29 protein-coding genes are annotated in these 24,800 nt (G+C 34.8%); 4 read left to right on the top strand and 25 right to left on the bottom strand.

Features of this window, described 5'->3' with window-relative positions; all coding sequences use genetic code 11:
- The first annotated feature begins 61 nt into the window (after positions 1–61).
- Complete coding sequence (locus BP17_RS02155; protein WP_035051271.1) at positions 62–760, top strand: Crp/Fnr family transcriptional regulator; 699 nt, start codon at positions 62–64, stop codon at positions 758–760.
- A gap of 313 nt (positions 761–1,073) precedes the next feature.
- Here the strand turns inward: BP17_RS02155 and BP17_RS02150 are convergent, their stop codons facing one another.
- The 3 genes from BP17_RS02150 to BP17_RS02140 form a co-directional block, all read right to left on the bottom strand.
- On the bottom strand, positions 1,074–1,457 hold the full coding sequence (locus BP17_RS02150) for a VOC family protein (RefSeq protein WP_035051270.1): 384 nt from the start codon (positions 1,455–1,457) through the stop codon (positions 1,074–1,076).
- Positions 1,454–2,104: a sugar O-acetyltransferase gene (locus BP17_RS02145; protein WP_035051269.1), complete on the bottom strand. Its 651-nt coding sequence runs from the start codon at positions 2,102–2,104 to the stop codon at positions 1,454–1,456. The genes BP17_RS02150 and BP17_RS02145 overlap by 4 nt, the downstream gene beginning before the upstream one ends.
- 96 nt (positions 2,105–2,200) lie before the next feature.
- Positions 2,201–3,391, bottom strand: coding sequence for an amidohydrolase (locus tag BP17_RS02140; RefSeq protein WP_035051268.1), 1,191 nt, complete (start codon positions 3,389–3,391; stop codon positions 2,201–2,203).
- Positions 3,392–3,521: 130 nt separating this feature from the next.
- Here BP17_RS02140 and BP17_RS02135 point away from each other — a divergent pair, with 130 nt between their 5' ends.
- Positions 3,522–4,634, top strand: a complete 1,113-nt coding sequence (locus BP17_RS02135) for a YibE/F family protein (protein WP_035051267.1) — start codon at positions 3,522–3,524, stop codon at positions 4,632–4,634.
- Positions 4,631–5,380, top strand: coding sequence for a YibE/F family protein (locus BP17_RS02130; RefSeq protein ID WP_035051266.1), 750 nt, complete (start codon positions 4,631–4,633; stop codon positions 5,378–5,380). Before BP17_RS02135 ends, BP17_RS02130 begins: the two co-directional genes overlap by 4 nt.
- 135 nt (positions 5,381–5,515) lie before the next feature.
- Here the strand turns inward: BP17_RS02130 and BP17_RS02125 are convergent, their stop codons facing one another.
- From BP17_RS02125 to BP17_RS02080, 10 genes are all read right to left on the bottom strand, one after another.
- The gene (locus BP17_RS02125) at positions 5,516–6,220 is read right to left on the bottom strand and encodes a Crp/Fnr family transcriptional regulator (RefSeq protein ID WP_035051265.1); all 705 of its coding nucleotides are present in this window, start codon (positions 6,218–6,220) and stop codon (positions 5,516–5,518) included.
- 267 nt (positions 6,221–6,487) lie between these two features.
- On the bottom strand, positions 6,488–6,682 hold the full coding sequence (locus BP17_RS02120; RefSeq protein WP_035051264.1) for a hypothetical protein: 195 nt from the start codon (positions 6,680–6,682) through the stop codon (positions 6,488–6,490).
- Positions 6,683–6,801: 119 nt separating this feature from the next.
- On the bottom strand, positions 6,802–7,662 hold the full coding sequence (gene lgt, locus BP17_RS02115) for a prolipoprotein diacylglyceryl transferase (RefSeq protein WP_035051263.1): 861 nt from the start codon (positions 7,660–7,662) through the stop codon (positions 6,802–6,804).
- A gap of 105 nt (positions 7,663–7,767) precedes the next feature.
- Positions 7,768–7,989: a heavy-metal-associated domain-containing protein gene (locus tag BP17_RS02110; protein WP_035051262.1), complete on the bottom strand. Its 222-nt coding sequence runs from the start codon at positions 7,987–7,989 to the stop codon at positions 7,768–7,770.
- An 88-nt stretch (positions 7,990–8,077) separates the two neighbouring features.
- Complete coding sequence (locus BP17_RS02105) at positions 8,078–8,299, bottom strand: heavy-metal-associated domain-containing protein (RefSeq protein ID WP_035051261.1); 222 nt, start codon at positions 8,297–8,299, stop codon at positions 8,078–8,080.
- 88 nt (positions 8,300–8,387) lie between these two features.
- The gene (locus tag BP17_RS02100; RefSeq protein WP_035051260.1) at positions 8,388–8,609 is read right to left on the bottom strand and encodes a heavy-metal-associated domain-containing protein; all 222 of its coding nucleotides are present in this window, start codon (positions 8,607–8,609) and stop codon (positions 8,388–8,390) included.
- A 168-nt stretch (positions 8,610–8,777) separates the two neighbouring features.
- Positions 8,778–10,154, bottom strand: coding sequence for a Na+/H+ antiporter NhaC (nhaC, locus tag BP17_RS02095; protein WP_035051259.1), 1,377 nt, complete (start codon positions 10,152–10,154; stop codon positions 8,778–8,780).
- Positions 10,155–10,507: 353 nt separating this feature from the next.
- Positions 10,508–11,068 carry an SOS response-associated peptidase gene (locus BP17_RS02090; RefSeq protein ID WP_035051257.1) on the bottom strand — a complete coding sequence of 187 codons (561 nt, stop codon included), beginning with the start codon at positions 11,066–11,068 and terminating at the stop codon, positions 10,508–10,510.
- 180 nt (positions 11,069–11,248) lie between these two features.
- Positions 11,249–12,265 (bottom strand): tRNA dihydrouridine synthase, encoded by a 1,017-nt coding sequence (locus BP17_RS02085; RefSeq protein WP_035051256.1) that lies wholly within the window; start codon positions 12,263–12,265, stop codon positions 11,249–11,251.
- Positions 12,266–13,957: 1,692 nt separating this feature from the next.
- Positions 13,958–15,391 carry a SulP family inorganic anion transporter gene (locus tag BP17_RS02080; RefSeq protein WP_035051255.1) on the bottom strand — a complete coding sequence of 478 codons (1,434 nt, stop codon included), beginning with the start codon at positions 15,389–15,391 and terminating at the stop codon, positions 13,958–13,960.
- A gap of 191 nt (positions 15,392–15,582) precedes the next feature.
- Here BP17_RS02080 and BP17_RS02075 point away from each other — a divergent pair, with 191 nt between their 5' ends.
- Positions 15,583–15,873 (top strand): helix-turn-helix domain-containing protein, encoded by a 291-nt coding sequence (locus tag BP17_RS02075; RefSeq protein WP_035051254.1) that lies wholly within the window; start codon positions 15,583–15,585, stop codon positions 15,871–15,873.
- Positions 15,874–16,060: 187 nt separating this feature from the next.
- On the opposite strand, the gene BP17_RS02070 is transcribed toward BP17_RS02075, so the two are convergent.
- The 12 genes from BP17_RS02070 to BP17_RS02015 all read right to left on the bottom strand — a co-directional run bounded on the left by BP17_RS02070 (position 16,061) and on the right by BP17_RS02015 (position 24,709).
- Positions 16,061–17,725 carry an FAD-dependent oxidoreductase gene (locus BP17_RS02070; protein ID WP_035051253.1) on the bottom strand — a complete coding sequence of 555 codons (1,665 nt, stop codon included), beginning with the start codon at positions 17,723–17,725 and terminating at the stop codon, positions 16,061–16,063.
- Positions 17,726–17,770: 45 nt separating this feature from the next.
- Complete coding sequence (gene arsB, locus BP17_RS02065; RefSeq protein WP_035051252.1) at positions 17,771–18,850, bottom strand: ACR3 family arsenite efflux transporter; 1,080 nt, start codon at positions 18,848–18,850, stop codon at positions 17,771–17,773.
- Between the two features lie 24 nt (positions 18,851–18,874).
- A complete protein-coding gene (locus BP17_RS02060; protein ID WP_035051251.1) occupies positions 18,875–19,219 on the bottom strand; it encodes an ArsR/SmtB family transcription factor in 345 nt (114 codons plus the stop codon).
- Positions 19,220–19,239: 20 nt separating this feature from the next.
- Positions 19,240–19,575, bottom strand: a complete 336-nt coding sequence (arsD, locus tag BP17_RS02055; RefSeq protein ID WP_035051250.1) for an arsenite efflux transporter metallochaperone ArsD — start codon at positions 19,573–19,575, stop codon at positions 19,240–19,242.
- Positions 19,576–19,752: 177 nt separating this feature from the next.
- Positions 19,753–19,989: a thioredoxin family protein gene (locus BP17_RS02050; protein WP_035051249.1), complete on the bottom strand. Its 237-nt coding sequence runs from the start codon at positions 19,987–19,989 to the stop codon at positions 19,753–19,755.
- Between the two features lie 33 nt (positions 19,990–20,022).
- Positions 20,023–21,027 (bottom strand): permease, encoded by a 1,005-nt coding sequence (locus tag BP17_RS02045; RefSeq protein WP_035051248.1) that lies wholly within the window; start codon positions 21,025–21,027, stop codon positions 20,023–20,025.
- Between the two features lie 21 nt (positions 21,028–21,048).
- Positions 21,049–21,336, bottom strand: a complete 288-nt coding sequence (locus tag BP17_RS02040) for an ArsR/SmtB family transcription factor (RefSeq protein WP_035051247.1) — start codon at positions 21,334–21,336, stop codon at positions 21,049–21,051.
- Positions 21,337–21,579: 243 nt separating this feature from the next.
- Complete coding sequence (locus tag BP17_RS02035) at positions 21,580–22,182, bottom strand: cob(I)yrinic acid a,c-diamide adenosyltransferase (RefSeq protein WP_035051246.1); 603 nt, start codon at positions 22,180–22,182, stop codon at positions 21,580–21,582.
- A 70-nt stretch (positions 22,183–22,252) separates the two neighbouring features.
- Positions 22,253–22,669, bottom strand: coding sequence for a pyridoxamine 5'-phosphate oxidase family protein (locus BP17_RS02030; protein ID WP_035051245.1), 417 nt, complete (start codon positions 22,667–22,669; stop codon positions 22,253–22,255).
- Positions 22,670–22,810: 141 nt separating this feature from the next.
- Positions 22,811–23,314, bottom strand: a complete 504-nt coding sequence (lepB, locus tag BP17_RS02025) for a signal peptidase I (RefSeq protein ID WP_035051244.1) — start codon at positions 23,312–23,314, stop codon at positions 22,811–22,813.
- 71 nt (positions 23,315–23,385) lie between these two features.
- Positions 23,386–24,129 (bottom strand): DUF6448 family protein, encoded by a 744-nt coding sequence (locus BP17_RS13615; RefSeq protein WP_232219586.1) that lies wholly within the window; start codon positions 24,127–24,129, stop codon positions 23,386–23,388.
- The gene (locus BP17_RS02015; RefSeq protein ID WP_035051243.1) at positions 24,122–24,709 is read right to left on the bottom strand and encodes a Dps family protein; all 588 of its coding nucleotides are present in this window, start codon (positions 24,707–24,709) and stop codon (positions 24,122–24,124) included. Before BP17_RS02015 ends, BP17_RS13615 begins: the two co-directional genes overlap by 8 nt.
- Between the last annotated feature and the right edge of the window lie 91 nt (positions 24,710–24,800).

The following is a 24,800-nucleotide window of genomic DNA, read 5'->3' as shown; positions in this document are numbered from 1 at the left end:
AATATATAAATTACTGGTACACTATAGATGTAAAGTGAAGATTCATTGAGGAGATCATGAGATGAAAAAAAAATATGTAAAGTCTGAACAGCAGACGTTTATATGCGGAAATACAGAACATCATTGCATAGATGCTATTCCCTTATTTCAATCACTTACAGACGAACAAAAGAAAAAAATACATCCATTAATCCAACACAAACACTTTCTTCGAGGCGAAACGCTTTACCGCCCTGGACAAGTTGCTGACTCCCTTTATGTACTAAAAAGTGGCAAGACCCGAATATATCGATTAGCTGATACAGGTAAAGAACAGCTGATACGTATTGTAACTCAAGGAGAATTTACTGGAGAATTAGCTTTATTTAAAGAAGGTATTTATGAGGCGTTTTCAGAAGCATTAACCGATTGTTTCGTTTGCGCCATTAAGCACTCGGATTTTCGTGAGTTGCTTCTAAAATATCCCGCTATATCAGTTGAAATGTTAGCTACGATCGCAAAAAGATTGGCAATTTCTGAGCAGCAGACCGCTTGGGCTACTACCGAAACTGTTAGAGATCGATTATTGCATTTTTTGATTAGTTTAATTGACTCTAAAGAAACAGAACCGATTGTTGAATTAAAGATGGCTAAAAAAGACTTAGCTTCTTATTTAGGAACCACCTCTGAATCATTAAGCCGAGAATTCGCCCGATTAGAAAAAGAAAAAATTATTGAAGAAATTTCATATGGAAAAATTAAATTATTAAATTTTTCATAATACGACTATTCTTTATTTTAATTTAGAAGTGGACCAAACAATAAAAAAAGAAAAACTAAAGCATAATTAGCAACAATTAAAAAGAGTCTGTTTATCAGGAAGCTGGTTAACAGACTCTTTTTTGTTATGTATTTCGATTATTCAAAAATAGAATTGGTGTTTTAAAAGAAATTTCTTCCTTCTGGACTTCTGGAATAACAAGTTTGCCTGTGTAGAGCCGTATAACCGTCTCAAATTCTACCCACGAGGCTACTTTTAGAATTAATAATTGGATAAACAAAGAGTTTAGAACTTATACCACAATTTTTTCTTTTTAAATCGTAATTTCTATCCAATTACCTTCTGGATCGGCTACAACACTTTCGTAATACCCATCTCCAGTCCAACGAGGCTGACCGATAATCGTGTGCCCATCTTCTGTAATGACAGTCGTTAAGTTATCAACTTTCTTTTCACTTCCAACACTAATGGCTAAATGTGCCCATCCTAGTGGTGTTTCTTCTGGTTGGTAAGTAATTACAGACTGCTGCATCAATTCTAATTTCGCTTCTGATCCAGGAAACGTTAAAAAATAACTAGCAAATCCTTTATTCGTATTTTCATAACGTTCTCCCGCTTGTGCGTTAAAGTAGGTTTCATAAAAATGACGTAACTGCTCAATATCCTTAGACCATAATGCTACATGTGAAATTTTCATACAATAGTCCCTCCTTGAATTTCAGCATTTTGCTCAATAGCAACTTCTGCCCAATAAGCTATTTGCTTTTCTTCCCAATTTTTTTTATCCGCTTGGGTGATGTCTCGAATAACGCGACACGGATTCCCAACTGCAATCGTATTAGCCGGAATATCTTTAGTGACCACTGATCCAGATCCGATAATAGCATTGTCTCCTATGGTAACACCAGGATTCACTACGGCACTTCCACCAATCCAAACATTATTCCCAATCGTAATTGATGTACCGAATTCCAATCCATTAGTGCGCACTGTCGGATCAATTGGATGGCCTGCCGTATAAAGGCATACTCGCGGTCCAAACATAACGTTGTCTCCAATCGTAATTGGAGCAACATCTATCATTACACAATCAAAGTTAGCATAAAAATTGTCTCCGATGGTAATATTTTGCCCATAGTCTATCCGTAAAGTTGGTTCAATGTAGATTTTACCTGATACCTTACCGAAGATTTCCATTAACAATTTCGTACGGTACGGTTTTTCCTCTTCAGTAGTAGTATTAAATAATCGAATCAATTGTTGTCCTTTTTGTCTTATAGCTCTTAATTCTTCTCCCTGTGCACGGTACAGTCGACCTGCTATCATTCTCTCTTTTTCTGACATCTTAAATCTCTCCTTTTGCTAATTTTTTTCATTTCACATGATGCTGAATAATTCATATACTCCAAATACTTTGCTAACTTTACTTAAAAGTTCTTTTTATCCTATTAGATAGTCCACTACAATCGAACCCATTGTTTTGGCAGCAACAATCAAACTTGATTCACTGATGTTAAATTTAGGATGGTGGTGCGGATAAGCTTCGCCTTCTTCAGGAGCAGCACCAACATAAAAAAACATACTTGGACGTTCTTTTGCATAGTAAGCGAAATCTTCTGAAGGGGGTTGTGCATCACACATTTCAATTCCTTTTAATTCAGGAATCGCCGTTCGTTTCAATTTACTGATTGTCTCTTCTGTCAGATCAGAATCGTTATATAAAACAGGGTAATCATTTTCATATTTCAATTCATAAGTAACATCAAACATAGCTGCTATACCGTCTAATTTAGCCCGAATTTCTTTTTCGATGATTGCACGAACTTCTTCAGACATTGAACGTACGTCACCTTCTAGGAGAACTGAGTCTTTGATAATGTTGAAAGATCCACGGCCATCAAAGTTTCCGATTGTAATTGAACCCACATCAAATGGATTTAAGCGACGGCTCACTATTGATTGCGTTGCTACAACAAAATAACTTGCAGCTACAATTGCATCATTTGCTTTATGTGGAGAAGAACCGTGTCCTCCGACCCCTTGGATTTTAATGTGGAAATTTGCACGTCCAGTTTGAATGTTTCCAGGACGATAAAATAGTTTACCTGTTTCCATTTGAGACATCACATGAATACCAAAAACAGTGTCCACGCCATCTAATGCGTGATCTTGAATCATCTGTATTGCTCCGCCTGGAGGCATTTCTTCAGCATGTTGATGTAAAACAACAATTTTCCCTGCCAATGAAGCTTTTATTTCAATCAAAGTTTCAGCTAAAATCAGCATGTATGCTGTATGTGCATCATGACCACAAGCATGCATTACTCCCGGATTTTTCGATTGGAATGCTAGACCAGATTCTTCTTGAATTGGCAATGCATCAAAGTCAGCCCGAATCGCAATTGTTTTCCCCGGTTTACCAGAATTGATTGTTACGACTATCCCTCGTCCACCTACGTTTGTACGCACATCACAGTCTTTATCTGAATAAAAGTCAGCAATATACGCTGCCGTTTTTTCTTCTTGAAAAGACAATTCAGGGTTTTCATGCAACTGACGACGTATTTTAATCATACGGTCTTGTTTTGCATTCATTCTTTCAAAAAGAATATTTTTTATAGATTCATTCATTTTTTCCCTCCTAATACTTTTTTCAGCGCATTTGAGTTTAGAAATCTAAGCCTAATCAACTTGTCAAAAAATATATGTTATAGTAAACATGCTGATTTAGTGTATTCAGTTGAGTAATGGAGGTAATGAGTTGAACAGTAACGAGAAGAGAAAAAGAGTTTTATTATATGGCTTTGGCCTGTTATGTATTGTTGCATCTATGTTATTTATTCAAAATAACTTTAACCTATACGATCAACCGATAGCAGAAGTTGTAACAGTGACCCTTAAAGAAAAAAAGAGTGTTGCTGAAACAATAAACGAGGATGAGCTATTTGTTCAAACTTTAGTTGGCAAAATTAAGAATGGAGCACAAAAAGATCAATTGATTTCGCTAGAAAATACTTACTCTTCATCTGGAGCTTTTGATCACCGTTATCAAGTTGGCGACAATCTATTTGTTGCCATTCAAAGCAGCGAAAGCGTTCAATTAACCGGTACTATCGATGGACCCAAACGAGACAAATATGTTTTAGCCGCAGCCTGGTTATTTATACTAACTGTCTTAATTGTTGGGAAAAAGAGTGGCTTGTTTTCATTAATTAGTTTAGCAATCAATATACTTGTATTGTACCTTGCCTTAAACAGTTACATAAATTCAGAACGAGCAAGTTTATTGCTTATCTCTAGCGGGTTAGCCATTTTTTTCACCGTAACATCTTTATTATTAGTTAATGGGAAAAACGAGAAAACTCTTGTTGCTATCTTGGCAACCATAATGGGCACCTTTTCTGCTCTTCTCATAGCTTATCTTACAATGTGGCTGACAGCAGAACAAGGTCTAAGATATGAAGAAATGGCATTTATCACAAGATCCCCGCAAAAGGTATTCTTAGCCAGTATTCTAATTGGTTCTCTAGGTGCGGTAATGGATATTGCAATTACCATAACTTCTTCACTATATGAGCTATATGATAAAAACAATGCTATTTCCTTAAAAGATTTAAAAGTATCAGGAAATGAAATAGGTAAAGATATCATGGGAACAATGACGAATGTGTTATTCTTTGCCTATGTTAGTGGCGGTATTCCTATGATTTTGCTCTATTTAAAAAATGGTTCAACATGGGGGTACACTTTATCAATGAATTTATCCTTAGAATTGACTAGAGCACTTGTTGGAAGCATCGGGATCGTGCTGACCATTCCAATAAGTATCCAAACGACGCTTTATTTTATTCGTAGAAGGAGCGTAGCTAAATGAACGTATTAATTCTTTTATCAATTATTTTATTTGTACTAATGAAGATCATTAGTGGGGAAAAAGGCACAAAATCGTTTATTGCCCTTTTTTTAAACTTTGGTATTATACTTTTGACCATATTATTGATGGCTAAAGGAGTAAGCAATCCAATTTTCTTAACCTTGCTTGCCTGCATCATTATTAGTTGCATTAATTTATTTTATATAAATACAATCAACCTTAAATCAATGATCGCTTTCATTTCTACCATGATCACATTACTTTTTTTAGTAATTGTCATCTTTTTCATCGTTAAGAGAGCAAACATACAGGGGTTTGGAATAGAAGAGATTGAAGAATTTAATTTCTTCAACCTTTATATCGGAATAGATTTTCTTGAGATTGCCATTAGTACGATCATTATGGGATCTATTGGTGCCATTACAGATACTGCTATTTCTATTGCTTCTGCTATGAATGAAATATGGGTACACAATCCTAAACTAAGTCGATCCAATCTTTTCAAATCTGGCATGAATATAGGGAAAGATATTTTAAGTACAACTACAAACACGCTGTATTTTGCCTTTATTGGCGGATATTTAGCCTTGTTATTATGGTTTAACGACCTATCCTACTCACTCGGTGAAGTAATCAATTCCAAAGTATTTAGTTCGGAAGTTATTTCGATTTTTTGTATCGGGACTGGTGCAATTCTGGTTATACCCATTACAGCTTGGCTTGCGGCTTATGTTTTTACCAAGTAAAAAAGTGAAGTTCCAGTAAGTAAATCTTTTCATGCCTAAAACAAATAAATAGAATTCATATTTTTTCTTCGGCAATTTTTCCCTATTTAAGAAATTTTAATTGCCAAGGTGCAGTTGAAAAATATTTTTCTTAACTTAAACTAATAACAATCCATCCAAATCAATTATTTTAATCCGTTTATGAGTAATTTGTTTGATGTAACCGCGTTCCTCTAAATCATTAAATTTACGACTGATTGTTTCAGGAGTGGTTCCTAAATAAGAGGCCAAATCTTTTTTACTCATCGCTAACGTAAGTTCAACCGTTCCAGCATCTTCAGCATCGAGACTTTCAGCTAAATATAAAGCGATACGCGTTTCAACTTTTTCTGTTGAAAAACGGGTAGTTTGCTTTTCAGAGGCCTCAAGGCGACTTGAAAATTCAGCAATCACTTTTAAAGAAATAGAAGGATATTTCAACAAGAATTCTTGTAGCTCTGCGCGTTTAATTAAACAGATTTTTGTATTTACTACAGCTTCAGCATAAGCTTCGTGTGTGGCTTCAGAAAACAATGCCATTTCACCAGTAAAATCACCAGGATTCAGAATGCGAACCAACTGTTCTTTTCCAGATTCTGATAATCTGTAGATCCGTACTTTTCCTTTATTAATGATATAAAGAGAATCCGATTCATCTCCAGCACGGTAAATAAGTTCATTTTTCTCATAAGAAACAGATTGCGTGGCTGCCATAATTTCATCTAACTGCTCATCTTCTAAATGATTAAAAATTGGAACTAAAGATACGCAAGCTTTATGTGACCCATCGGTATGGTGATGATGTGCATTACTTTTATTCATTTTTTTTCCTCCAATAAAATACTTTCTTGAGATTACTACTTACAGCAATTGCCTTAAGTATAACACTTAAAACTTATTCTTAGATTAAAGTTGACTATTTTTGCACCTATAGTTATTCAAAACAGCCTGTTACAGAAATGAAGTCCTTCTGTAGCAGGCTGTTTTTTTATTTATTAAGATTAAGCCTTTGTTCGAGAAACTTAAAATAAAAAATCAAGTTCAAGCTAATTTGATTTAATGATTAAATTTCAATTCTTTTTAGTTTTTTCATATAAATAGTATTGCACTAGCTAAAATCCCCAAAACAATATTATGAATACCCATTTCTTTTTTAGAATGAAATAGACTCAGGACACCTGTCAATAAAGCTAGAAGTGCTAGTCCAAATGATGGATAAAATATTGCTGTAAACCCACTGACCATTCCAATTATTCCGATAACAAAAATTAGTTTGTTTTTCATTTGCCTTAACCTCCTTCAAAAAATAATCTATTATAAGTTTTGCGCTGAGAGATTTCATTAAGATTAACATTGAAACTTATCAATAAAAAATCCCGGGATAGTTTTGCGGAACCTGTTTTTTACGTTTGATGCTTTACTTTCATTCCTTCTTTTTGCTGCTCTACTTCATTAGTATAATACGGGATTGGAGGGTAATCCTGTCTGCGAAGATATCCTATAATGATGGCTCCAATAAACAAGATAAGGGATAACACCTGCGAAATACGCATGAAATCGCCGACCCATAAACTATCTGTTCTCATACCTTCAATAAAGAATCTCCCTACCGAATACCAAAGTACATAACTTAGTGCTACTTCTCCTTGTCGCAATACGTTCTTACGATTCCGTAAAATAACAATGAGGACAAAACCCAATAGACTCCATAAAGACTCGTATAAAAATGTTGGGTAGTAGTAGGTACCGTTAATATTCATTTGGTCAATGATAAATTCCGGTAAATATAGATTTTCTAAAAACGAACGGTTGACGGGCCCTCCATGCGCTTCCTGATTCATGAAATTTCCCCAGCGACCGATAGACTGCGCCAATAAAACATTTGGTGCCAAAACATCTAATAGTAAAGCTAAAGAGATTTTATGTTTCTTTGTGTACCAATACAAGGTGAGGCCACCTGCAATCAACCCTCCATAAATAGCAATTCCACCATTCCAAATAGCTAGTATCTCTGCTGGTTTTTGTAGATAATAATCTAGTTCAAATAAAACATAATAAAGACGAGCGCCTATAAAGCCAATCGGAATAGCCCATAATGCCATATCGACAACTGTATCTTCTTTAAGTCCTTTTTTCTTTGCCTCTTTTGCACTTAAATGAATAGCTAAATACATTGCTGCAGCAATAATAACACCATACCAATGGATAATAAACGAACCTATCTCTATAGCATGTGGGTCAATAATTCCTAATGTTAATCCCATTTTAAACTACTCCATTCACCTGTTTTTCCAAAAAAAAGGATTCCCCTCCTAAAAGTTGGAATCCTTATTCAGACTATTTTTCAGTATTTATATGTCCAAGTAGTCTTACGATACTTTAGCAGATAATACTGGGTAGCCTAATTTTTGAATTGTTTCTTGAATTTTACTAGCTTCAATAGTTGTTTCATCAAATTCTGTTTTTACTTTGCTAGAATTGAACATTACCTTAGCCGTTTTGATGCCCTCAGTTTTGTTTAAAGTCGTTTCGATTTTTTTAATACAAGATGGACAAGTTAATGGTTCTAATTGGTATACCGCTTTACTCATAATTTTTTTCCTCCTATTTGTTGGTGTCTTCAATACAACTGATATTCATAATTCAAAAATTGATTTCATCAATTTCTGTAAGCGTAACTTAAGAAACTTTTGAATTTAATACTGGATAGCCTAATTTTTGAATCGTTTCTTGAATTTTACTAGCATCAATCGTTGTTTCATCAAATGCTGTTTTTACTTTGCTAGAATTGAACATCACCTTAGCCGTTTCGATGCCCTCAGTTTTATTTAAAGTCGTTTCGATTTTTTTAATACAAGATGGACAAGTTAATGGTTCTAATTGATATACCGCTTTACTCATAATTTTTTTCCTCCTATTTGTTTGTACCTTCAGTATAAGTAGTACTCATAATTTAAAAATTGATCTTTATCAATTTCTGCAAGACTACTTAAGAAACTTTTGAATTTAACACTAGATAACCTAATTTTTGAATCGTTTCTTGGATTTTACTAGCATCAATCGTTGTTTCATCAAATGCTGTTTTTACTTTGCTAGAGTTGAACATCACTTTAGCCGTTTCGATGCCCTCAGTTTTATTTAAAGTAGTCTCGATCTTCTTGATACAAGATGGACAAGTTAACGGTTCTAATTGATATACGGCTTTACTCATAATTTTTTTCCTCCTATTTGTTTGTACCTTCAGTATAGTCGGCACTGCTAATTAAAAAATTGATCTCAATCAATTTTTCTGACCTATTTTATAGTTAGTGTTATTACAAAAAAACAACATAAAAAAGTCGAAAACACTTATCAACCGTGTTTTCGACTTTTAATAACATTATAAAGTTGTGGTCTCAAGTTTCTTGATTCCTATATTTGTAAATCCGCTAACGACAGTTAAAACAGGACAAAGAAGACAAAAGAAAGCATACGGCAAGTAAGTCAACGTTGGGACACCTAGAGCTGTAGAAATAAATACGCCACTCACACCCCAGGGAATCATGGAATTAACAACTGCACCGGCATCTTCTAATACACGGGAAAGAGCTAGCGGTGATAAACCCATTTGCTTGTACGTCTTCTTAAATGCATTACCTGGAAGTACGATCGCCAAGTACTGTTCTCCGACCAAAGCGTTCACTCCGACAGCAGACAACGCAGTGACCAGGATTAGTCTCCCGGTAGACATGTTAGCATTAGAGATAGGAGACATGACTGTATCAATAATATTGAACTCCATCAATAATCCTCCAAGAGCCAAGGCTAAAATAATAAGTGAAATTGACCACATCATACTTTGCACTCCGCCTCTTGATAATAGCGCATCGATTATTTCATTGCCTGTCGTCGAAATGTATCCTTCTTGAAGGTAACTTGAAATTTGCGAAAGTTTAACATTTGGCGAATTAAATTTTAATAATCCAATCGATAAGACAATATTAATCAGTAATGTTGGAATAGCTGGGATTCGTTTCCATGAAAAAATAAAAATGAAGATAATTGGAATTGCAGCTAGCCAATTTACTTGAAAATTAGATTCTATAACTTTCGTCAAACCTGCAACTTGATTCGTTGTTGCAAGCTGTTTATTCATACCAAAAAATAAAAATAGCAAAGTAGATAAAATCAAACTCGGGATCGTTGTCCACATTAGATTTTTTATGTGTCTAAATAGATCAACTTCAGCAACCGCCGCAGATAAATTTGTACTATCGGATAAAGGTGACATTTTATCTCCAAAAACGCTTCCTGATACAATAGCTCCTGCCACCAGACCAGGAGTAAAACCCATTGCTGTTCCCATTCCAAGAAAAGCTAAGCCAATTGTAGAAACGGTGGTAAAGGCTGAACCGATGGACGTCCCAACCACAGCACAAATCAAAAAGACAGATGGAATAAAAAAGCTGGGATTCAATAATTTAAACCCAATGACCATCATAGAAGGAATAATCCCAGCAGCGATCCAAATAGAAATGAGTGCACCAATTAGAATAAAGATAATCATTGGTATGATACCCGTCCTAACGCCTCTTTGTATACCCTTATGGATGTCATCCCAACTATATTTACGGAATTTTCCCCAGAAAATCAGCAACGTAATGGCCAATAGTAAAGGCGTTTGTGGATCTAAATTAAACTTGATAATGCTGACACCTATCAACAGTAATAACAAAATCAGTAAAGCAAAACCTTCTCGTATGGATAATTTTTTCATTCTATACACTCCTAATTTTTATAGTGTTGAAGTAAAATTAGTCATACGATAATAGGCAATGCCCCCTGTAGTATTGCACAAAAACATGCCCTAACTTCCTTTCTTTTATTTATGTATTAATCCACCTAATTTACCCAGTGAAAAAAACTATCTCTTCAGTATGTACTATTGATAAAAGATTGTCAAAGCAAAGTCGTCATATAAAAAAGAAGAAGAGTTTTATAAGATACAAACTCCTCTTCTTTTTTATTTTCAAAAACATTTCTTTTTCAAGATAGCCCCTTCAATCATGCCAAATTCAAAATTCGCTTTTTAGATATTTTTTGAAATCACTAATTTGCTATTAATCGATTTCATGCTTTTCTTACTTCTAATTTAGGCATTTTTCTTTTTATATATTCATTGGCAAAGTCGGTATTGGTTAAATAATCTTTTATATCTGATTCTTCAATTAGGATTGGCATACGATTATGAATAGGTGTTACCGATTCATTTGAATCAGTTGTCAAAATAACACTTCTTGTTCCATCCTTAAATTCCTTATATAAACCACAAATATAAACTGGTTGCATAGTTAGAGTAAACAGGTGCTTCGATTTTTCTTTTGTCCATTCAAAAAATCCTGTTGTAGGGAAGACACAACGTGTAGCCTGAAAATCTGAAGAAAACATTTTTTTCTCATTTACCGTTTCACTACGCGCATTAATGATTAATTGACTAGACTTAAAACCAGGAAAACCCCATTTCATTCCTGTGACTTGTACCTTTTTTTGTTCATCCACTAAAATAATGGCCGTTGTATTAGATGGAAACACTTCACCCGTTTTTATATCCGGAGCGTCTTTTCTTGCTAGCTCATAAATACGTTTGATTTCATCATTTTCATTGGGTACAAATTGATAACGTCCGCACATAAGAATCCCTCCTATTAGCTTTATGGGTACAGTATATCCATAAAGCTAATAAAATTCTATTTTAAGACTTCATTGGTACTTTTTTAGCTACTTTTAAAATTTTCAAATAAAGTTTATTAACCAGTACAAGGCGAGCCCACTTATAAATAAACTCATAAGTGGGCTCGCCTTGTCTTATCATTAGTTATTAACAACTTGAGAATCCTTTTGTTCCTCTAACATGATATCTGAATTTTTTGCTTCAAATTCATCTAATAAAATTCGCGCTTGATCTGTTGTTTCTGTTTCCATTAATTGAACTCTTAAATCACTTGCTCCACGAATGCCGTGAACGTAGATTTTGAAAAAGCGACGTAGCGGTTTAAATGAATGAGGTTCATCTTCTTTGGCTGAGTGGTGGTCAAACAGATCCAAATGCAATCGGAATAAATCAAGTAACTCTTTACTGCTATGCTCTCTCGGTTCTTTTTCAAATGCATATGGATTTTTAAAAACGCCACGTCCAATCATAACGCCATCAATACCGTATTTTTCCACAAGCTTCATGCCTGTTTCACGATCTGGGATGTCTCCATTTATCGTTATCAACGTGTTCGGTGCTACTTCATCACGCAATTTTTTAATTTCTGGAATTAATTCCCAGTGAGCATCCCCTTTGCTCATTTCTCTTTTTGTTCGCAAATGAATGGAGAGGTTCGCAATATCCTGTTTCAACACATGCGTCAACCAATCACGCCATTCACTAATATTCGTGTAACCAAGTCTCGTCTTCACACTAACCGGCAAGCCCCCTGCTTTGGCCGCTTGGATTAATTCTGCAGCTACTTCTGGGTAATTGATAAGGCCGCTACCTTTTCCTTTTCCGGCTACATTGGGGACAGGGCAACCCATATTGATATCGATACCCTTAAACCCTTCTTCTGCCATACCAATACTCATTTGACGAAAGTGTTCCGGTTGATTCCCCCAAATGTGAGCGACAATCGGCTGTTCATCTTCCGTAAAAGTTAAACGCCCACGTAAACTGTCTCGCCCTTCTGGGTGGCAATAACTCACTGTGTTTGTAAATTCAGTGAAAAAGACATCTGGTCTGCCAGCTTCACTGACAACATGTCGAAAGACTACATCCGTAACATCTTCCATTGGTGCCAGCACAAAAAACGGACGCGGTAAATCTTGCCAAAAATTTTCTTTCATTTTTAAAAATCGTTCCTTCCCTAACAGGATGAAAGGTCTTGCCTTCCCCCAAAATTTAAAATAGCTAAATAATCTAGCCTACTCATACTATTTTTTCAATACATGAAAGTATACATGCTTTTATAAAGTAAGTCCAATCAGAATTTGCTGAATGTTGAGATTTTATATTTTTCACGCTACTAGAGTCGACTATTCTTCCTCTTTTGTTAAAAATTTCGGAATAAGTCTTTAGAAATAAAAAAAGAATGGTGGAGTTTATAATAGCTAATTTCTTTATAGTAGATTTAATCATTCCAATAGGTTTATTAATTCTTTTGGTTTCTGCTAACTTTTTTTTAGGTTTTTATATAAGCAGTTCAATCTAACAATAGATAGCTTACTATTTATGCTTACATTTAATTCGAGTATCATATTTCTAATTCAAATTTATTATACGTTTAAAAAAGTATAACTAAAAAGCCTACTTTGTTCCTTCAATCAATTTACTTCCTTGACACTTCAAAGTTACCCTAAAAATAAAACGCTACCAATTCATTCAGCTAATTATTCACATATTAATATTAAATATTCGTTTACTATTTTTTATGCTCAAACATCTTTGTAAAAAAACACAGTTGTTTTCTTACGCCTTCATTGAGTGCTAAATTAGTTAATATTATTCAACAATTTATTCGTTCTCTAAAAATTTGATAACAAAAAAAATAGCTAGTAGAATCCTACCAACTATTTTTATTGTTATAATCAGAGTCTCAATCGTTTGAGATTGAAAGACTCCTAAGAGTAGGTGGTCAAAACACCCCAAAATAATTTTTTGCCTCATTAGCTACTACTTGGCTAGTAAAAACTAATTAGGAATTTAGGATGTGTGTTACGAAAACACTGTTCTCTATTATTAATGAATGGAAACGGGAACTAAAAAATAACTAAACTACTCTGTCCAAGGTAGAACTAACTCAATTTTCTTTCATCAGAATGTTCCTATTTTAATAACCTTCACTAATAATTTTCAGAATATTTCCTACAATCATAACCTTCTATGATTGTAGCATAAATAGCAATTTAATTCTTATTTAAGTGATCACTAATGAGAAATTTGACACTTTATTTTATACAATTTTTATGTATCCCTCTATTTTCACCCTGAAATCGCTAGAATGCTTATTCAGTAGAGAATGCTTCATTAATAACATGCTTTATTTTACTGGTATCAAAATAGGATAACAAGTATAATTAATTTAAGAAATGACTAGTGGGGGCTCTGTTATTTGTACTTAATAAAGTGGTCTAAAATTATAAAAGAACTATACTCTTCTTAACGTTAATCTGTATCCGTTACTTACTGATTTTTTAGGCGCACCGCTTCTTATTCAATCAATTGATAAGAACACTTTAGTATATAAAGGCAAAACCATTTTTATATGCGTATCTGATGGTACAGTGAGGGAACCTAAAAATAAATCTTTATAAATGAAGTGAAATATTAGAGGTCCCCACTCTAATTTCCCATTAAGGAGTCTCATTTCACCAATATCGTTTAGTAAATAGCCAAAAATCAGATTTCTGAATTATTCTTAAAAATAAATTATTGAAGCTCACAAAAAAATCCAACTCTATTTACATAATAGAATCGGATTTTTTTGAAATTGCTCGATTTCATTAGAAAAAACGAAATAAGGAAAATTACTAGCGGATTTATTTCAAATCATGCGTTGAGTTCTTATTAAATAAATCTTTGCTTTGTTTATTAGCATTGATAAACGTTAAGCCAGATTTTTTATTTTTACTAATTAATTTATCAATAGCTTCAACAGCTGTTGAATCCCATAAGGTCATAGCACTAACGTCGATAATTAATTCACCTTCATGTTCAAAGTCATGAACAAAAAAATCTAAAAACTTTTCAGCTGATGCGAAGTAAAGATGTCCATGTGCCTTGTAGTGATATTCATCGTTCGCTGTCCCTTTTTCTACTTGGAAATGGGTCATTTTAAAGGCTGCAAAAACAGCACTTGTTAGAGTCCCAGCAACCACACCATAGGCTAAATTATGTGTAACTAAAACAATTCCAATTGTTAAAATCATAACAAAACTTTCATCTCTCGGCATGACATTTAATCGTTTAACAGATCTCCAGTCAATCGTTTCATAAGCTACGACTACCATTACCGCAGCCAATGCAACGATTGGAATTTGTACCACTACTTGATTGAATAATACTACAGACATTAACATAAAGAAGCCAGACAAAAATGTTGCTAAACGCCCAATTCCGCCATAATTAAGATTAATGATGGTTTGACCGATCATACCGCAACCAGCGATTCCACCAAAGAAACCAGCTACCATATTTCCAAGTCCTTGACTCATAGACTCCTGATTTTTATTACTTGGCTTGTCTGTCAGTTCATCTACCAATTGTGCTGTCAATAATGATTCTACTAATCCAACTATTGCTACAGAGAGTGATGTGGGTAAAATGATTTTTAATGTTTCTAGATTCATAGGCACACTTGGAATACCAAATTTAGGTAGGTCACTTGAAATAGCTCCTAAGTCACCTAATAATTGTGCATCTAGATTTAACCCTAAAACAAGAGCTGTAATGACTATAATTGAAATAATAGGTGCAGGAATTCTTTTTGTTAGCTTGGGAGCTAAAAATATAATAGCAATTCCAATAAACCCAAGTACAAGTAAGATGGAATTCCCTTTGAAATGATCCAATTGAGACAAGAACATCATAATACCTAATCCATTTACGAAACCAAGCATCACAGGTTTTGGTATGTAGCGCATTAACTTTCCTACCTTAAATAAACCCAATATGACTTGTATGATTCCGGCTAAAATAGTCGCAGCAAAAAGATATTCTACACCATACTCAGCTACTAGATACGCTAGTACTAAAGCGATTGATCCTGCAGCTCCTGAAATCAGTCCTGGTCGACTTCCAAAAAATGCAGATATTGCTGTAATGAAAAATGTTGCATAGATTCCAACAATTGGTGCCACACCAGCAACTAGCATAAAGCCAATCACCTCAGGAAATAAAGCTAAGCAAACAACAATTCCTGCTAGGATATCTCCTTTTATATTACCAAACCATTCATTTTGATACTTTTCCATAAATACCTTCCTTCTAAAACATTTAAGAAACAGCTCACAATAAAACATATTAACATATAAGTAAATAAAATTAAACAAAAATATATCTTAAGATATATTAAATAACTAAAAATTACTTTTATGATATAATTCCGGATAGAGTATGTTAATATAATCAAGTGAAAATAAATTTTCTATCTAAGGAGAATACAATGGAAACCGGTAATAGAATTCAAGACCTTCGCAAATTAAATAATATGACGGCTAAGGAGTTAGCAGAACAGATCAATGTTTCTCCCCCTTTTATTTCAGCAATTGAAAATAATGCAACCAAATTATCCCTAAAAACGCTCACTTCAATTTGTAACGTTTTAGGTGTGACGCTTTCTGAATTTTTCAATTCAGAAACAAGTCCAGTGGAAAAAAAACTTATTTCTCAAATTAAACACTTGCCTGAAGAAAAACAGTATGAATTACTGGCCTTTTTAACAGGCTTAGTCTAAAAAATAACTAGTAGACTTAAACAGTGCAATAAAAAAATTTTTGTACTTACGAGAAAGTAAGTTCAATTATGTTTATCTACTTTTACATTGATCTATCTCCATTAAATAGCAAACAAAAAGAGCAGTAAATCTATCAATAATAGATTTACTGCTCTTTTTGTTTTTAAACTACCTAACTGCATGACCTTTATTTTTGAGCTAACATTTTGACATAACTTTGATAGTTTTTATTTCCACCAGATAAATTATACACTTTTTCAAACCCATCATTGATCAATACGTTTTGAGCAGCATTTCCGGTGACACCTTTATTGCAATAAGTGATTGTCACAAGGGATTTATTCAACTCTTCATTTCTTTCTCGCAATTCTGCAAGTGGGATATGAACCGCACCTTCTAAATGAGCCTTTTCAAAGTCTTTTTTGGAGCGCGTATCAACGATTTGCAGTAATTCTCCATTATTTTGACGATTAACTAACTCAGCTGGTGTTAGTAACGGATTACGTTTTAAGGCGTTATCTAACGCCATCCCAGTATAGAGGATAGGATCTTTTGTTGTTGCAAATGGCGGAGCATACGCTAAATCTAAATGGAATAAATCTTCTGCTTTAGCTTTAAAAGTGATAGCTGTTGCGATAACGTCGATTCGTTTGTCTACCCCACCTTGACCAACTGCTTGTGCTCCAAGAATACGACCAGTCTTTTTATCGGCTAATGCCTTGATGATTAATTCTTTACCACCTAAATATTCAGCGTGATCAGATTTGATATTATGCAAAATTTCAACATCATATCCTTCTCTTTTAGCTTCTTTTTCCGTTAATCCTGTTTGTCCAACATCAAGGTCAAAAATTCTGAAGATTCCGGTTCCTAATACACCTCTGTGTTCTAAATCTCCACCAGTGATGACATCTCCAGCAATTCGACCCATTTTATTAGCAGTCGAACCTAGTGGACGATAGATTGGTTTGCCAGTAATTACAGAAAAACTCTCTGCCACATCTCCAACAGCATAGACATCAAGCAAATTCGTTTGCATTTTTTTGTTTACCGCAATCGCTCTTGAAGCCCCAAGTTCTACCCCAATTTCCTTAGCTAGTTCAGTATTTGGACGGACACCTGCAGAAAGAATCACGATATCTGGTTCGATGGTAACGCCATTTGTCGTGATAACTCTCTCAATCGAACTTTCTCCTTCAATTGTTTTTACAGTATCGCTCAAGAAAAGATTGACACCTTTTTCACGCATATGCTCTTCTACTCGGAAAGCCATATCTGCATCCATTGGCGGCATAACTTGATCCTCTAATTGAACAACAGTTACTTCCAAACCTTTATGCACTAATTGTTCTGTCATCTCTAGACCAATAAAACCAGCACCAATAATTAACGCTTTTTTAGGTTGTTTCGTTGTTGAAAAAGCTCCGATATCTCGTGCATCCTGGATATTACGGATTTGGAAAACATTATCATACTTTCTTTGGTTGAATGGAGGTGGTGTGAACGAAGAAGCACCTGTTGCAAATACCAATACATCATAGTGTTCTACTTTTTTTTCACCAGTAATAAGATTCATAACCTCTAATTGTTTGGCTTCATGATCAATTTTAATTACTTTATGTTCAGTAAATACTGAAACATTGTATCTCTTTTTAAACCATGCCGCATTTCTAGGTGTTAATTCACTCAACTCTTCAACTTCTCCACCAATTTGATAAGGAATGCCACAGACAGAATAAGAAATATCTTTTCCTTGATCATATACCACAATTTCAGCTTCCTCTGTGTTTCTTCTAGCTTTAGCTGCTACAGATGTACCTGAAGCAACGGATCCAATTACGATGATTTTCATATTTTCTCCTCTTTTCTTTTAATCGTCCCTACTGTCATTTTAAGTTTAATATTCATATCCTTTAAACCAATGCTTCGTTTTATTTGCGATTCTGACTAGTAATAACATAATGGGAACTTCTACTAAAACACCGACAACTGTTGCTAAAGTCGCTCCAGAGTTTAATCCGAACAGTGAAATTGAAACGGCTACAGCAAGTTCAAAAAAATTACTTGTTCCAACCATAGCTGCTGGTGCTGCAATTGAAAATGGTAATTTGCACGCTTTCGCGCCGCCATACCCAAGGAAAAAAATCACGAAACTTTGAATAATCAACGGAATGGCAATCAACAAAATATGGAACGGATTACTTATAATACGTCCGCCTTGGAAAGAAAAGATAATAACTAAGGTCAATAATAATCCTATTCGCGTCGTCCCATCAAATTTATTTACAAAATCTTTTTCAAAATAATTTGTTCCTTTTTTCTTAACGACATATTTTCTAACAATGATCCCCAACGCTAACGGAATCACAATGAACACAAAAATCGAAAGTAAAAGTGTATTTATAGGCACAGAGACATTGCCTATACCCAATAACAATGCAACAATTGGCGCATATAGAAAGAGAACAATGATATCGTTTATTGATACTTGCAATAAGGTGTAAGCTGGATCTCCTTTAGTTAGTTCACTCCATACAAATACCATGGCCGTACAAGGAGCTGCACCTAAGAGAATAGCACCAGCTATGTACTCACGAGCTAAATCTGGACTTAAAAACGGTCTGAATACAACTAAAAAGAAAAAGGCAGATATGGCGAACATGGTAAATGGTTTGATCAACCAATTAATGGTCGTCGTTAAAATAAGCCCTTTTGGTTTTTTTGTCGCATGGACTATACTACCAAAATCAATTTTTAACATCATGGGGAAAATCATTAGCCAAATCAATATTGCTGTTGGAATGGATACGTTATAATATTCAAATTGACTTAAAAATTCTGGAATTGCAGGTGTAAATTGCCCTAGCAATACACCTACAACCATTGAAAGGGCAACCCATAGGCTTAAGTAACGTTCCCACAATCCAATTCCGCTATTCTTTAGTATGACTTTTTCTTGTACTTCTGCTTCTTTCATGACTTTCCTCCATTAAAAAAATTTTCAACCTGAAATAACGGAAGACAAACTATCTGCCTCAACCTTATCTCCTTCTACTTTGCAGACACATTCTTCTGAGTGTATCAATAATTGAACGGTTTCTTGAATGTATTGATCCGCTACTTTTTTATTGATTGAATAATGCTGCCATGTTCCACTCTTGACAGATGTTACCAAACCAGCTTCTGCTAAAACTTTAATATGATGGGACAAAGTTGGTTGGGTGAAATCAAAATGTTCTAAAATATCACAAGCACACATTTCTCCGCACGACAACATATCTAGTATTTTCACACGTTTTGGTTCCGATAAAGCTTTGGCAATTTTCGCATACTCTTCATAACTCATTTCCATCTTCCTTTCTACTTTTAAAGTGAGACTTCTACTTCTTCCAAACGCAACTTAAGCCACTCAGAAATTTCTTTATTGGTTGGGTACTCTTTGCTTTTTACGATTGTCTCGTTATTTAATACTGTCACTGGCAAACAATCGATTCCCTCTTCTTGCATTAATTTTGTGATGCTTTGATTGCGTACGAAGGAGTTAGGATTCGAACTCAAATTGTAGCGCACCAATTGTTTTCCATCTAACGGACGTATTAGCTGCAAGACACTTGTGATCCGAATTAAGTCTGCATCAACAGATGGTCCACATACGCCTGTACTGCAGCACATTGCTGGTTCGAATAATGTCAATTCTGTCATTATTTATCTCTCCTTTTGGACTTAACCGATTTAAAACGCGCAGATAGTATATATATATAGATAGATACATATATATCTATATATACTATAAAACTTTATTCATATATAGTCAATTACAAATGTCAAAAATAAAAAAGTGCTATACAGGAGATTTTCCTGCACAGCACTTTTTTTACTTTATCTATTTTTTACTATCTCTACGATTTCTTCCGGTTTAGTTACTTTTCCGTAAGAAACAACTTTCTCATCGATGACAAGTGCGGGTGTCCTCATAACTCCGTAAGCTACTATTTCTTGCAAATCGGTCACTTTCGTGATAGTTGCTTCCATACCTAAAGTCTTCAACGCTTCTTCTGTATTTCCAGCCAATTTCACACAATTTTTACAACCTGAACCTAAAATTTTGATTTCCATGATAATATTCCTCCTAGTTAATAGTTGTATTTTTTACATAAAGAAAGGTGTAAAGAAATTAAATAAGTAGCCAATCAAGATAATTCCCAAAACGACGACTGAGAAGAAGACAGCCAATAGTTTCGTTTTTACAACTTGCTTTAGCATGATGAGTGACGGCAAAGACAAAGCTGTCACGCTCATCATAAAGGCTAAGACTGTACCTAAACCGACGCCTTTTACAGCTAGTGCTTCCGCGATTGGCAAAGTCCCAAAAATGTCTGCATACATAGGTACACCAATAATGGCTGCTACCAATACGGAGTACCATTTATCTTGACCTAGAATAGCGGTAATAATTGATTCTGGTATCCAATTATGAATAGCCGCACCAATTCCAACACCCACTAATATATAAACCCATACTTTTTTGACGACATCTTTTACTTGTTCTACACTAAAAGCAATTCGGTCTTTTCTGGTTAATTTCTCTTCAGGAATATCCCCATTGCTTTTACCATAAACAAAAGATGCCACCTGATCTTCTAAGTGTGCTTTTCCGATGATGGTTCCACCGACTACCGCCAAAAATAAACCGACAATTACATAAGCAAAGGCAATCCGCCAATTAAAGATACTTGCCAGCAAGATGACAGATGCCAAATCAACTAATGGGGAAGAAATCAAGAAGGAAAACGTTACTGCTAACGGCAATCCAGAACCGGTAAATCCGATAAACAACGGGATTGAGGAGCAAGAGCAAAAAGGCGTCACCGTACCAAGTAAAGCAGCCAATATACTAGCTGTCACCCCGCTAAAGTGACCCAAAATATTTTTCGTCCGTTCTGGTGGAAAATAACTCTGTATATAAGAAATCATGAAAATCAATACCGATAATAGGATAAAGATTTTTATAGTATCAAAAAGGAAAAATTGCAAGCTAGCTCCGCTACGGCTATTGAGGTCTAAGCTAAAAACATTTTCAACCAACTTGCCCATCAGATCATTTAACCATACCATTTTGAATAGCTGATTATTCAGCCAAGTAAATGCGTCCATTAGTTGCATCTCCTATATTTTTTATACAGGCATCCCACTAGACATGTGCTTAAAAAAAGCCTTCAAAGCATCTAAAGATTCGTGGTCGATGGTATATTTCACCATACTGCCGTCTTTTCTGCTGACAACCAAACCGCTGTCACACAAGGTTTTCATGTGGTAAGAAAGCGTAGGCTGCGTGATTGAAAATTCTCTCAATAAATCGCAAGCACATAATTCACCATCTCCTAACAAATCCATGATTTTTAGCCTTGTTTCATCTGATAAAACTTTTAAAGCTTTTGCATATACTTTATAATCTTGTTCCATCAAAATCACTCCTTCCGTCATTGTCGTCACAATAATTTTTATTTATTTAAAGATAACAATAGCATTGATGATTATCGATATCGAATTCCATCTATATGATTAGTATACTCTTATATAGATGAATATCAATTTATTTTTATTTTTTTAACTTACTATAAAATAAAGTTAAAAAAAAGAGTATTCTACTGCTTTTAAGCGGTAGAATACTCTTCAGTTCAAGCTATACTTATACTAAATCATCTGTCAGTCTTCTTTTTTCATTCTTTTATCAGCTGTTTTGAAACTTTCATGAAATACCGTTCCTCCACGTTCATAAAGCGGTTCTTTGATGCCCTCATTATGGTTTACGACTCGACCCAATGCAAAAAAGTAATCAGACAAACGGTTCACAAATATTAGTACGTGCCTATTTGTTTTTTCTTCTTCGTTAATAAAAGTTACAATTCTTCTTTCTGCTCTTCTAGTCACTGTTCTAGCCAATTGCATATGTGCAGCCAAAGGAGAACCCCCTGGAATAATAAATTTATCAACTTCTACAGGAATGGGTGTATAGTAATCGATTCGTTGTTCCAAAAATCTAGTTTCTTCTTCCGTAATCTTATAGGGTATTTTTTCATCAGGTACTGCTAAATCGGTGCCACAATCGAATAAGAAATGCTGAATCATAAGAAGTTCATCTTTTAATTCCCGATTTCCCCCATCGACCTGACTGATAATAAGCCCTATTAAGGAATTTAATTCATCAATCGTACCATAAGCTTCTACTCGAGAAGAGTCTTTCCGTACCGTTCTACCTGTTATAATATTCGTATTGCCTTGATCGCCTCTTTTTGTATAATACTGCATGCTGATTCCCCAATTCTTTCATCATTTGATTATGCTGGTTTATTTTTAAAAATCCACTTTGAAAGTCTTATTAGAACTTAACTGTTAAAGATGGACTAGTCGGGTTTATTGTAACAGATGCAGATTGGAAATGGATGGCAAAAAAGATAGTCCCATCTTTTTTTGCAACAAAGTTTGGCTCACGTTTTATAAATGCCATTTTTATTTCCTCTGACAATGGTTCTGTACACTGTTCAATAATGGCATTTTGCACACGAATATACTCGTACTTAGACTTGATGATAGTTGAAAAAGCCACGACCGGATTTGCAGTGAATTCAGCAACTTTTTGTTTATCTTTTTTTGTTCGAATGTATAAAACTCCTGGTATAACCGGATTTTCATAATAATTCACGACTCGCACATTGGCTCTTCCCTCAACAGATGTAGCCAAAGCTAAATAACTGCTTCCATTTAATATTTCATTATACGTTTCAATTTGATTCATGATTTTCCTTCTTTCTAAATGAGCAAATTTTTTATTTTTGGAAAGGATGGATTTAACTATGCTATTATCTTTTTATTTTTAGACTTACCTAAATTGATTCTATCTCTTATTTAGCTCGTGCATTAGTTAAATTTTGACATTTTATAATTCTCCTGATCGCTCCCATGGAGTAAGAATCCATTGGGCTTTTCCGAGAAGACTTTCTTCTGAAATATATGGATCATCCCATTTTCGGCTATCCAGCGAATGGATTCGGTAATCTCCTAAAAAGAAATAATGATTTTCAGGTACCGTGTATAACCCAGATTCGGTGCCATTGAACGCAACATATTCTTCATTTAGTATCGAACCATTCACCCATACTTCCCCATTCTCAAAAATTTCGATCCGATCGTTTGGAAGACCAATCACTCTTTTAACGAGTGTTTCATCTAGCTCTTGGGAATCAAACACAAGAATGTCTCCCCTATTGATTTTCTCTACTTGGTGAATGCGGGTTGTAACTATCCGATCCCCGATATCAATGGTCGGGTACATAGAGGGACTAGGAACGACTATCATAAAAAATAGAAATCCTCTTATGAATAAATAGATTATTACGGTAAGTATGATAAAAATAACATACTGTTTCAAGTTTTTTTTCATAATTTTCCCCTGTTCTTACTTAAATAAATACCCTTCTCGATTAAGTTACTCGAGATGGGTATTATTTTTACTTATTTTGCTTTTTTTTTACTGAATCCAATAATGGTGGTGATGAAGAATAGACCTGCTAGTCCCCAAGAAAGCCAATTTATTGTTGCTTTTTCGACTTCGGTCTCATCGACTTCAACAGCTTCTTCTTCTTCTACTTCTTCTTGTTCTGCTGCTTCATGACTTTCTTCAACATGTCCTCCTTCTAATTCCTCACCTTCTGCCATGTGGGTGAATGTCACATAGTTCATGACGTATTCTCTACCTGCATCTAGGTCATCCGTATCAAAATCTTTTGTTGCCAATACATCATTCAAGCTCTCTTCTAATTCTGGTATTTTTTCAGATTCTACTAAATCTTTCAATGGATCTAAGTTCCCTACTTTAATACTTTCATCCGCTGCCACTATTTCTTCAGCCATCGGAGTTCCTTCTGGTTTTACTCCACTATAAGGTGCTCCTTCTCCAGCACGATGAACTCGAACTAGATTTTCAAATAAGTATTGATCAGCTAGTTCTTGCGCTTCTGGGCTATCATCCCTTACTTCCATTGTTTGGTTAAAAATGTCTGTTAATTCGGATTCTTCTTCAGGTGTTACCCATTTAGCGATATAGTTGATATTGTTTTCTTTAATAGCTGTTTGCGCGTCCCCAATAACCGGACCGTCCATAGTGTCACAATGCGCACTCGCTGTAACAGGTGCGAAAAACATGACTCCTACTGCTGACAAAGTGGCTGCACTTGTTATCAAGAAGGGTTTATTCATCGTCTTCTTCCCCTTCAAGAGCTGATTTACCTAGAAAAGCTTGCAACATCCAAATTGTTTTATCCAAGTATTTTTTGTACCCGATCATAACATCTTCTAGCCCGTTGTCGCCTTCTTTTTGTGCCAAAAGAATTGTTCTCATTGTTAAATCTCTCGTCATGCGATAATCATCTACTAATTTTTCGACCATTTCTTCACCTGATAAATATTTATCTTTAGGCGATTCAGCGACCAAACTATATTTCGTATACTCTTCATTCGTTGATGCTGGTTTATCACCTGAGGCAATCAATCGTTCTGCAATTTCGTCATAATACTTACTATTTTCATCGTATAATTCTTCAAATTTTGCATGTAGCGTAAAGAAATGTGGACCTTTAACATACCAATGATATTGGTGTAATTTCACATGTAAGAAAGCTTGATTTGAAATAATGTGATTCGTCATAGCGGCAGCCGTTGGGTTGTGGTGATCGTGTTTTTCTTGAGTCATCTCCACTTGGTGCAGTTCTTCTGTTGTTTGTTCTTTGTGTTCGTGTTCTCCATGTTGTTGTGATTCGTGTGTGTGTTCTTCAGTCATTTTTAATTCCTCCTAATAATTTTTTGTTTCAATTAATATGGTTACCTTTTTAGCTGATCACCCCCTTAAATACTTTGATGATGACCTCTTT

Origin of the sequence: Carnobacterium pleistocenium FTR1, assembly GCF_000744285.1 — a bacterium.
Taxonomy (GTDB): Bacteria; Bacillota; Bacilli; order Lactobacillales; family Carnobacteriaceae; genus Carnobacterium_B; species Carnobacterium_B pleistocenium.
This window is presented reverse-complemented; position numbering and strand designations above follow the sequence as displayed.

Coding starts and splice junctions, on each gene's coding strand:
- lgt (WP_035051263.1), bottom strand. CDS start 7,662: ATGGGATTAACATTAGGAATTATTGACCCACATGCTATAGAGATAGGT.
- BP17_RS02100 (WP_035051260.1), bottom strand. CDS start 8,609: ATGAGTAAAGCCGTATATCAATTAGAACCGTTAACTTGTCCATCTTGT.
- lepB (WP_035051244.1), bottom strand. CDS start 23,314: ATGAAAAAAAACTTGAAACAGTATGTTATTTTTATCATACTTACCGTA.
- BP17_RS02145 (WP_035051269.1), bottom strand. CDS start 2,104: ATGTCAGAAAAAGAGAGAATGATAGCAGGTCGACTGTACCGTGCACAG.
- BP17_RS02035 (WP_035051246.1), bottom strand. CDS start 22,182: ATGCAGTATTATACAAAAAGAGGCGATCAAGGCAATACGAATATTATA.
- BP17_RS02045 (WP_035051248.1), bottom strand. CDS start 21,027: ATGGACGCATTTACTTGGCTGAATAATCAGCTATTCAAAATGGTATGG.
- BP17_RS02060 (WP_035051251.1), bottom strand. CDS start 19,219: ATGAGTTATGAAGAGTATGCGAAAATTGCCAAAGCTTTATCGGAACCA.
- BP17_RS02030 (WP_035051245.1), bottom strand. CDS start 22,669: ATGAATCAAATTGAAACGTATAATGAAATATTAAATGGAAGCAGTTAT.
- BP17_RS02150 (WP_035051270.1), bottom strand. CDS start 1,457: ATGAAAATTTCACATGTAGCATTATGGTCTAAGGATATTGAGCAGTTA.
- BP17_RS02105 (WP_035051261.1), bottom strand. CDS start 8,299: ATGAGTAAAGCGGTATATCAATTAGAACCATTAACTTGTCCATCTTGT.
- BP17_RS02015 (WP_035051243.1), bottom strand. CDS start 24,709: ATGACTGAAGAACACACACACGAATCACAACAACATGGAGAACACGAA.
- nhaC (WP_035051259.1), bottom strand. CDS start 10,154: ATGAAAAAATTATCCATACGAGAAGGTTTTGCTTTACTGATTTTGTTA.
- BP17_RS13615 (WP_232219586.1), bottom strand. CDS start 24,129: ATGAATAAACCCTTCTTGATAACAAGTGCAGCCACTTTGTCAGCAGTA.
- BP17_RS02140 (WP_035051268.1), bottom strand. CDS start 3,391: ATGAATGAATCTATAAAAAATATTCTTTTTGAAAGAATGAATGCAAAA.
- BP17_RS02070 (WP_035051253.1), bottom strand. CDS start 17,725: ATGAAAATCATCGTAATTGGATCCGTTGCTTCAGGTACATCTGTAGCA.
- BP17_RS02050 (WP_035051249.1), bottom strand. CDS start 19,989: ATGGAAATCAAAATTTTAGGTTCAGGTTGTAAAAATTGTGTGAAATTG.
- BP17_RS02040 (WP_035051247.1), bottom strand. CDS start 21,336: ATGGAACAAGATTATAAAGTATATGCAAAAGCTTTAAAAGTTTTATCA.
- arsD (WP_035051250.1), bottom strand. CDS start 19,575: ATGACAGAATTGACATTATTCGAACCAGCAATGTGCTGCAGTACAGGC.
- BP17_RS02080 (WP_035051255.1), bottom strand. CDS start 15,391: ATGGAAAAGTATCAAAATGAATGGTTTGGTAATATAAAAGGAGATATC.
- BP17_RS02075 (WP_035051254.1), top strand. CDS start 15,583: ATGGAAACCGGTAATAGAATTCAAGACCTTCGCAAATTAAATAATATG.
- BP17_RS02130 (WP_035051266.1), top strand. CDS start 4,631: ATGAACGTATTAATTCTTTTATCAATTATTTTATTTGTACTAATGAAG.
- BP17_RS02125 (WP_035051265.1), bottom strand. CDS start 6,220: ATGAATAAAAGTAATGCACATCATCACCATACCGATGGGTCACATAAA.
- BP17_RS02110 (WP_035051262.1), bottom strand. CDS start 7,989: ATGAGTAAAGCGGTATACCAATTAGAACCATTAACTTGTCCATCTTGT.
- BP17_RS02090 (WP_035051257.1), bottom strand. CDS start 11,068: ATGTGCGGACGTTATCAATTTGTACCCAATGAAAATGATGAAATCAAA.
- BP17_RS02155 (WP_035051271.1), top strand. CDS start 62: ATGAAAAAAAAATATGTAAAGTCTGAACAGCAGACGTTTATATGCGGA.
- BP17_RS02085 (WP_035051256.1), bottom strand. CDS start 12,265: ATGAAAGAAAATTTTTGGCAAGATTTACCGCGTCCGTTTTTTGTGCTG.
- BP17_RS02120 (WP_035051264.1), bottom strand. CDS start 6,682: ATGAAAAACAAACTAATTTTTGTTATCGGAATAATTGGAATGGTCAGT.
- arsB (WP_035051252.1), bottom strand. CDS start 18,850: ATGAAAGAAGCAGAAGTACAAGAAAAAGTCATACTAAAGAATAGCGGA.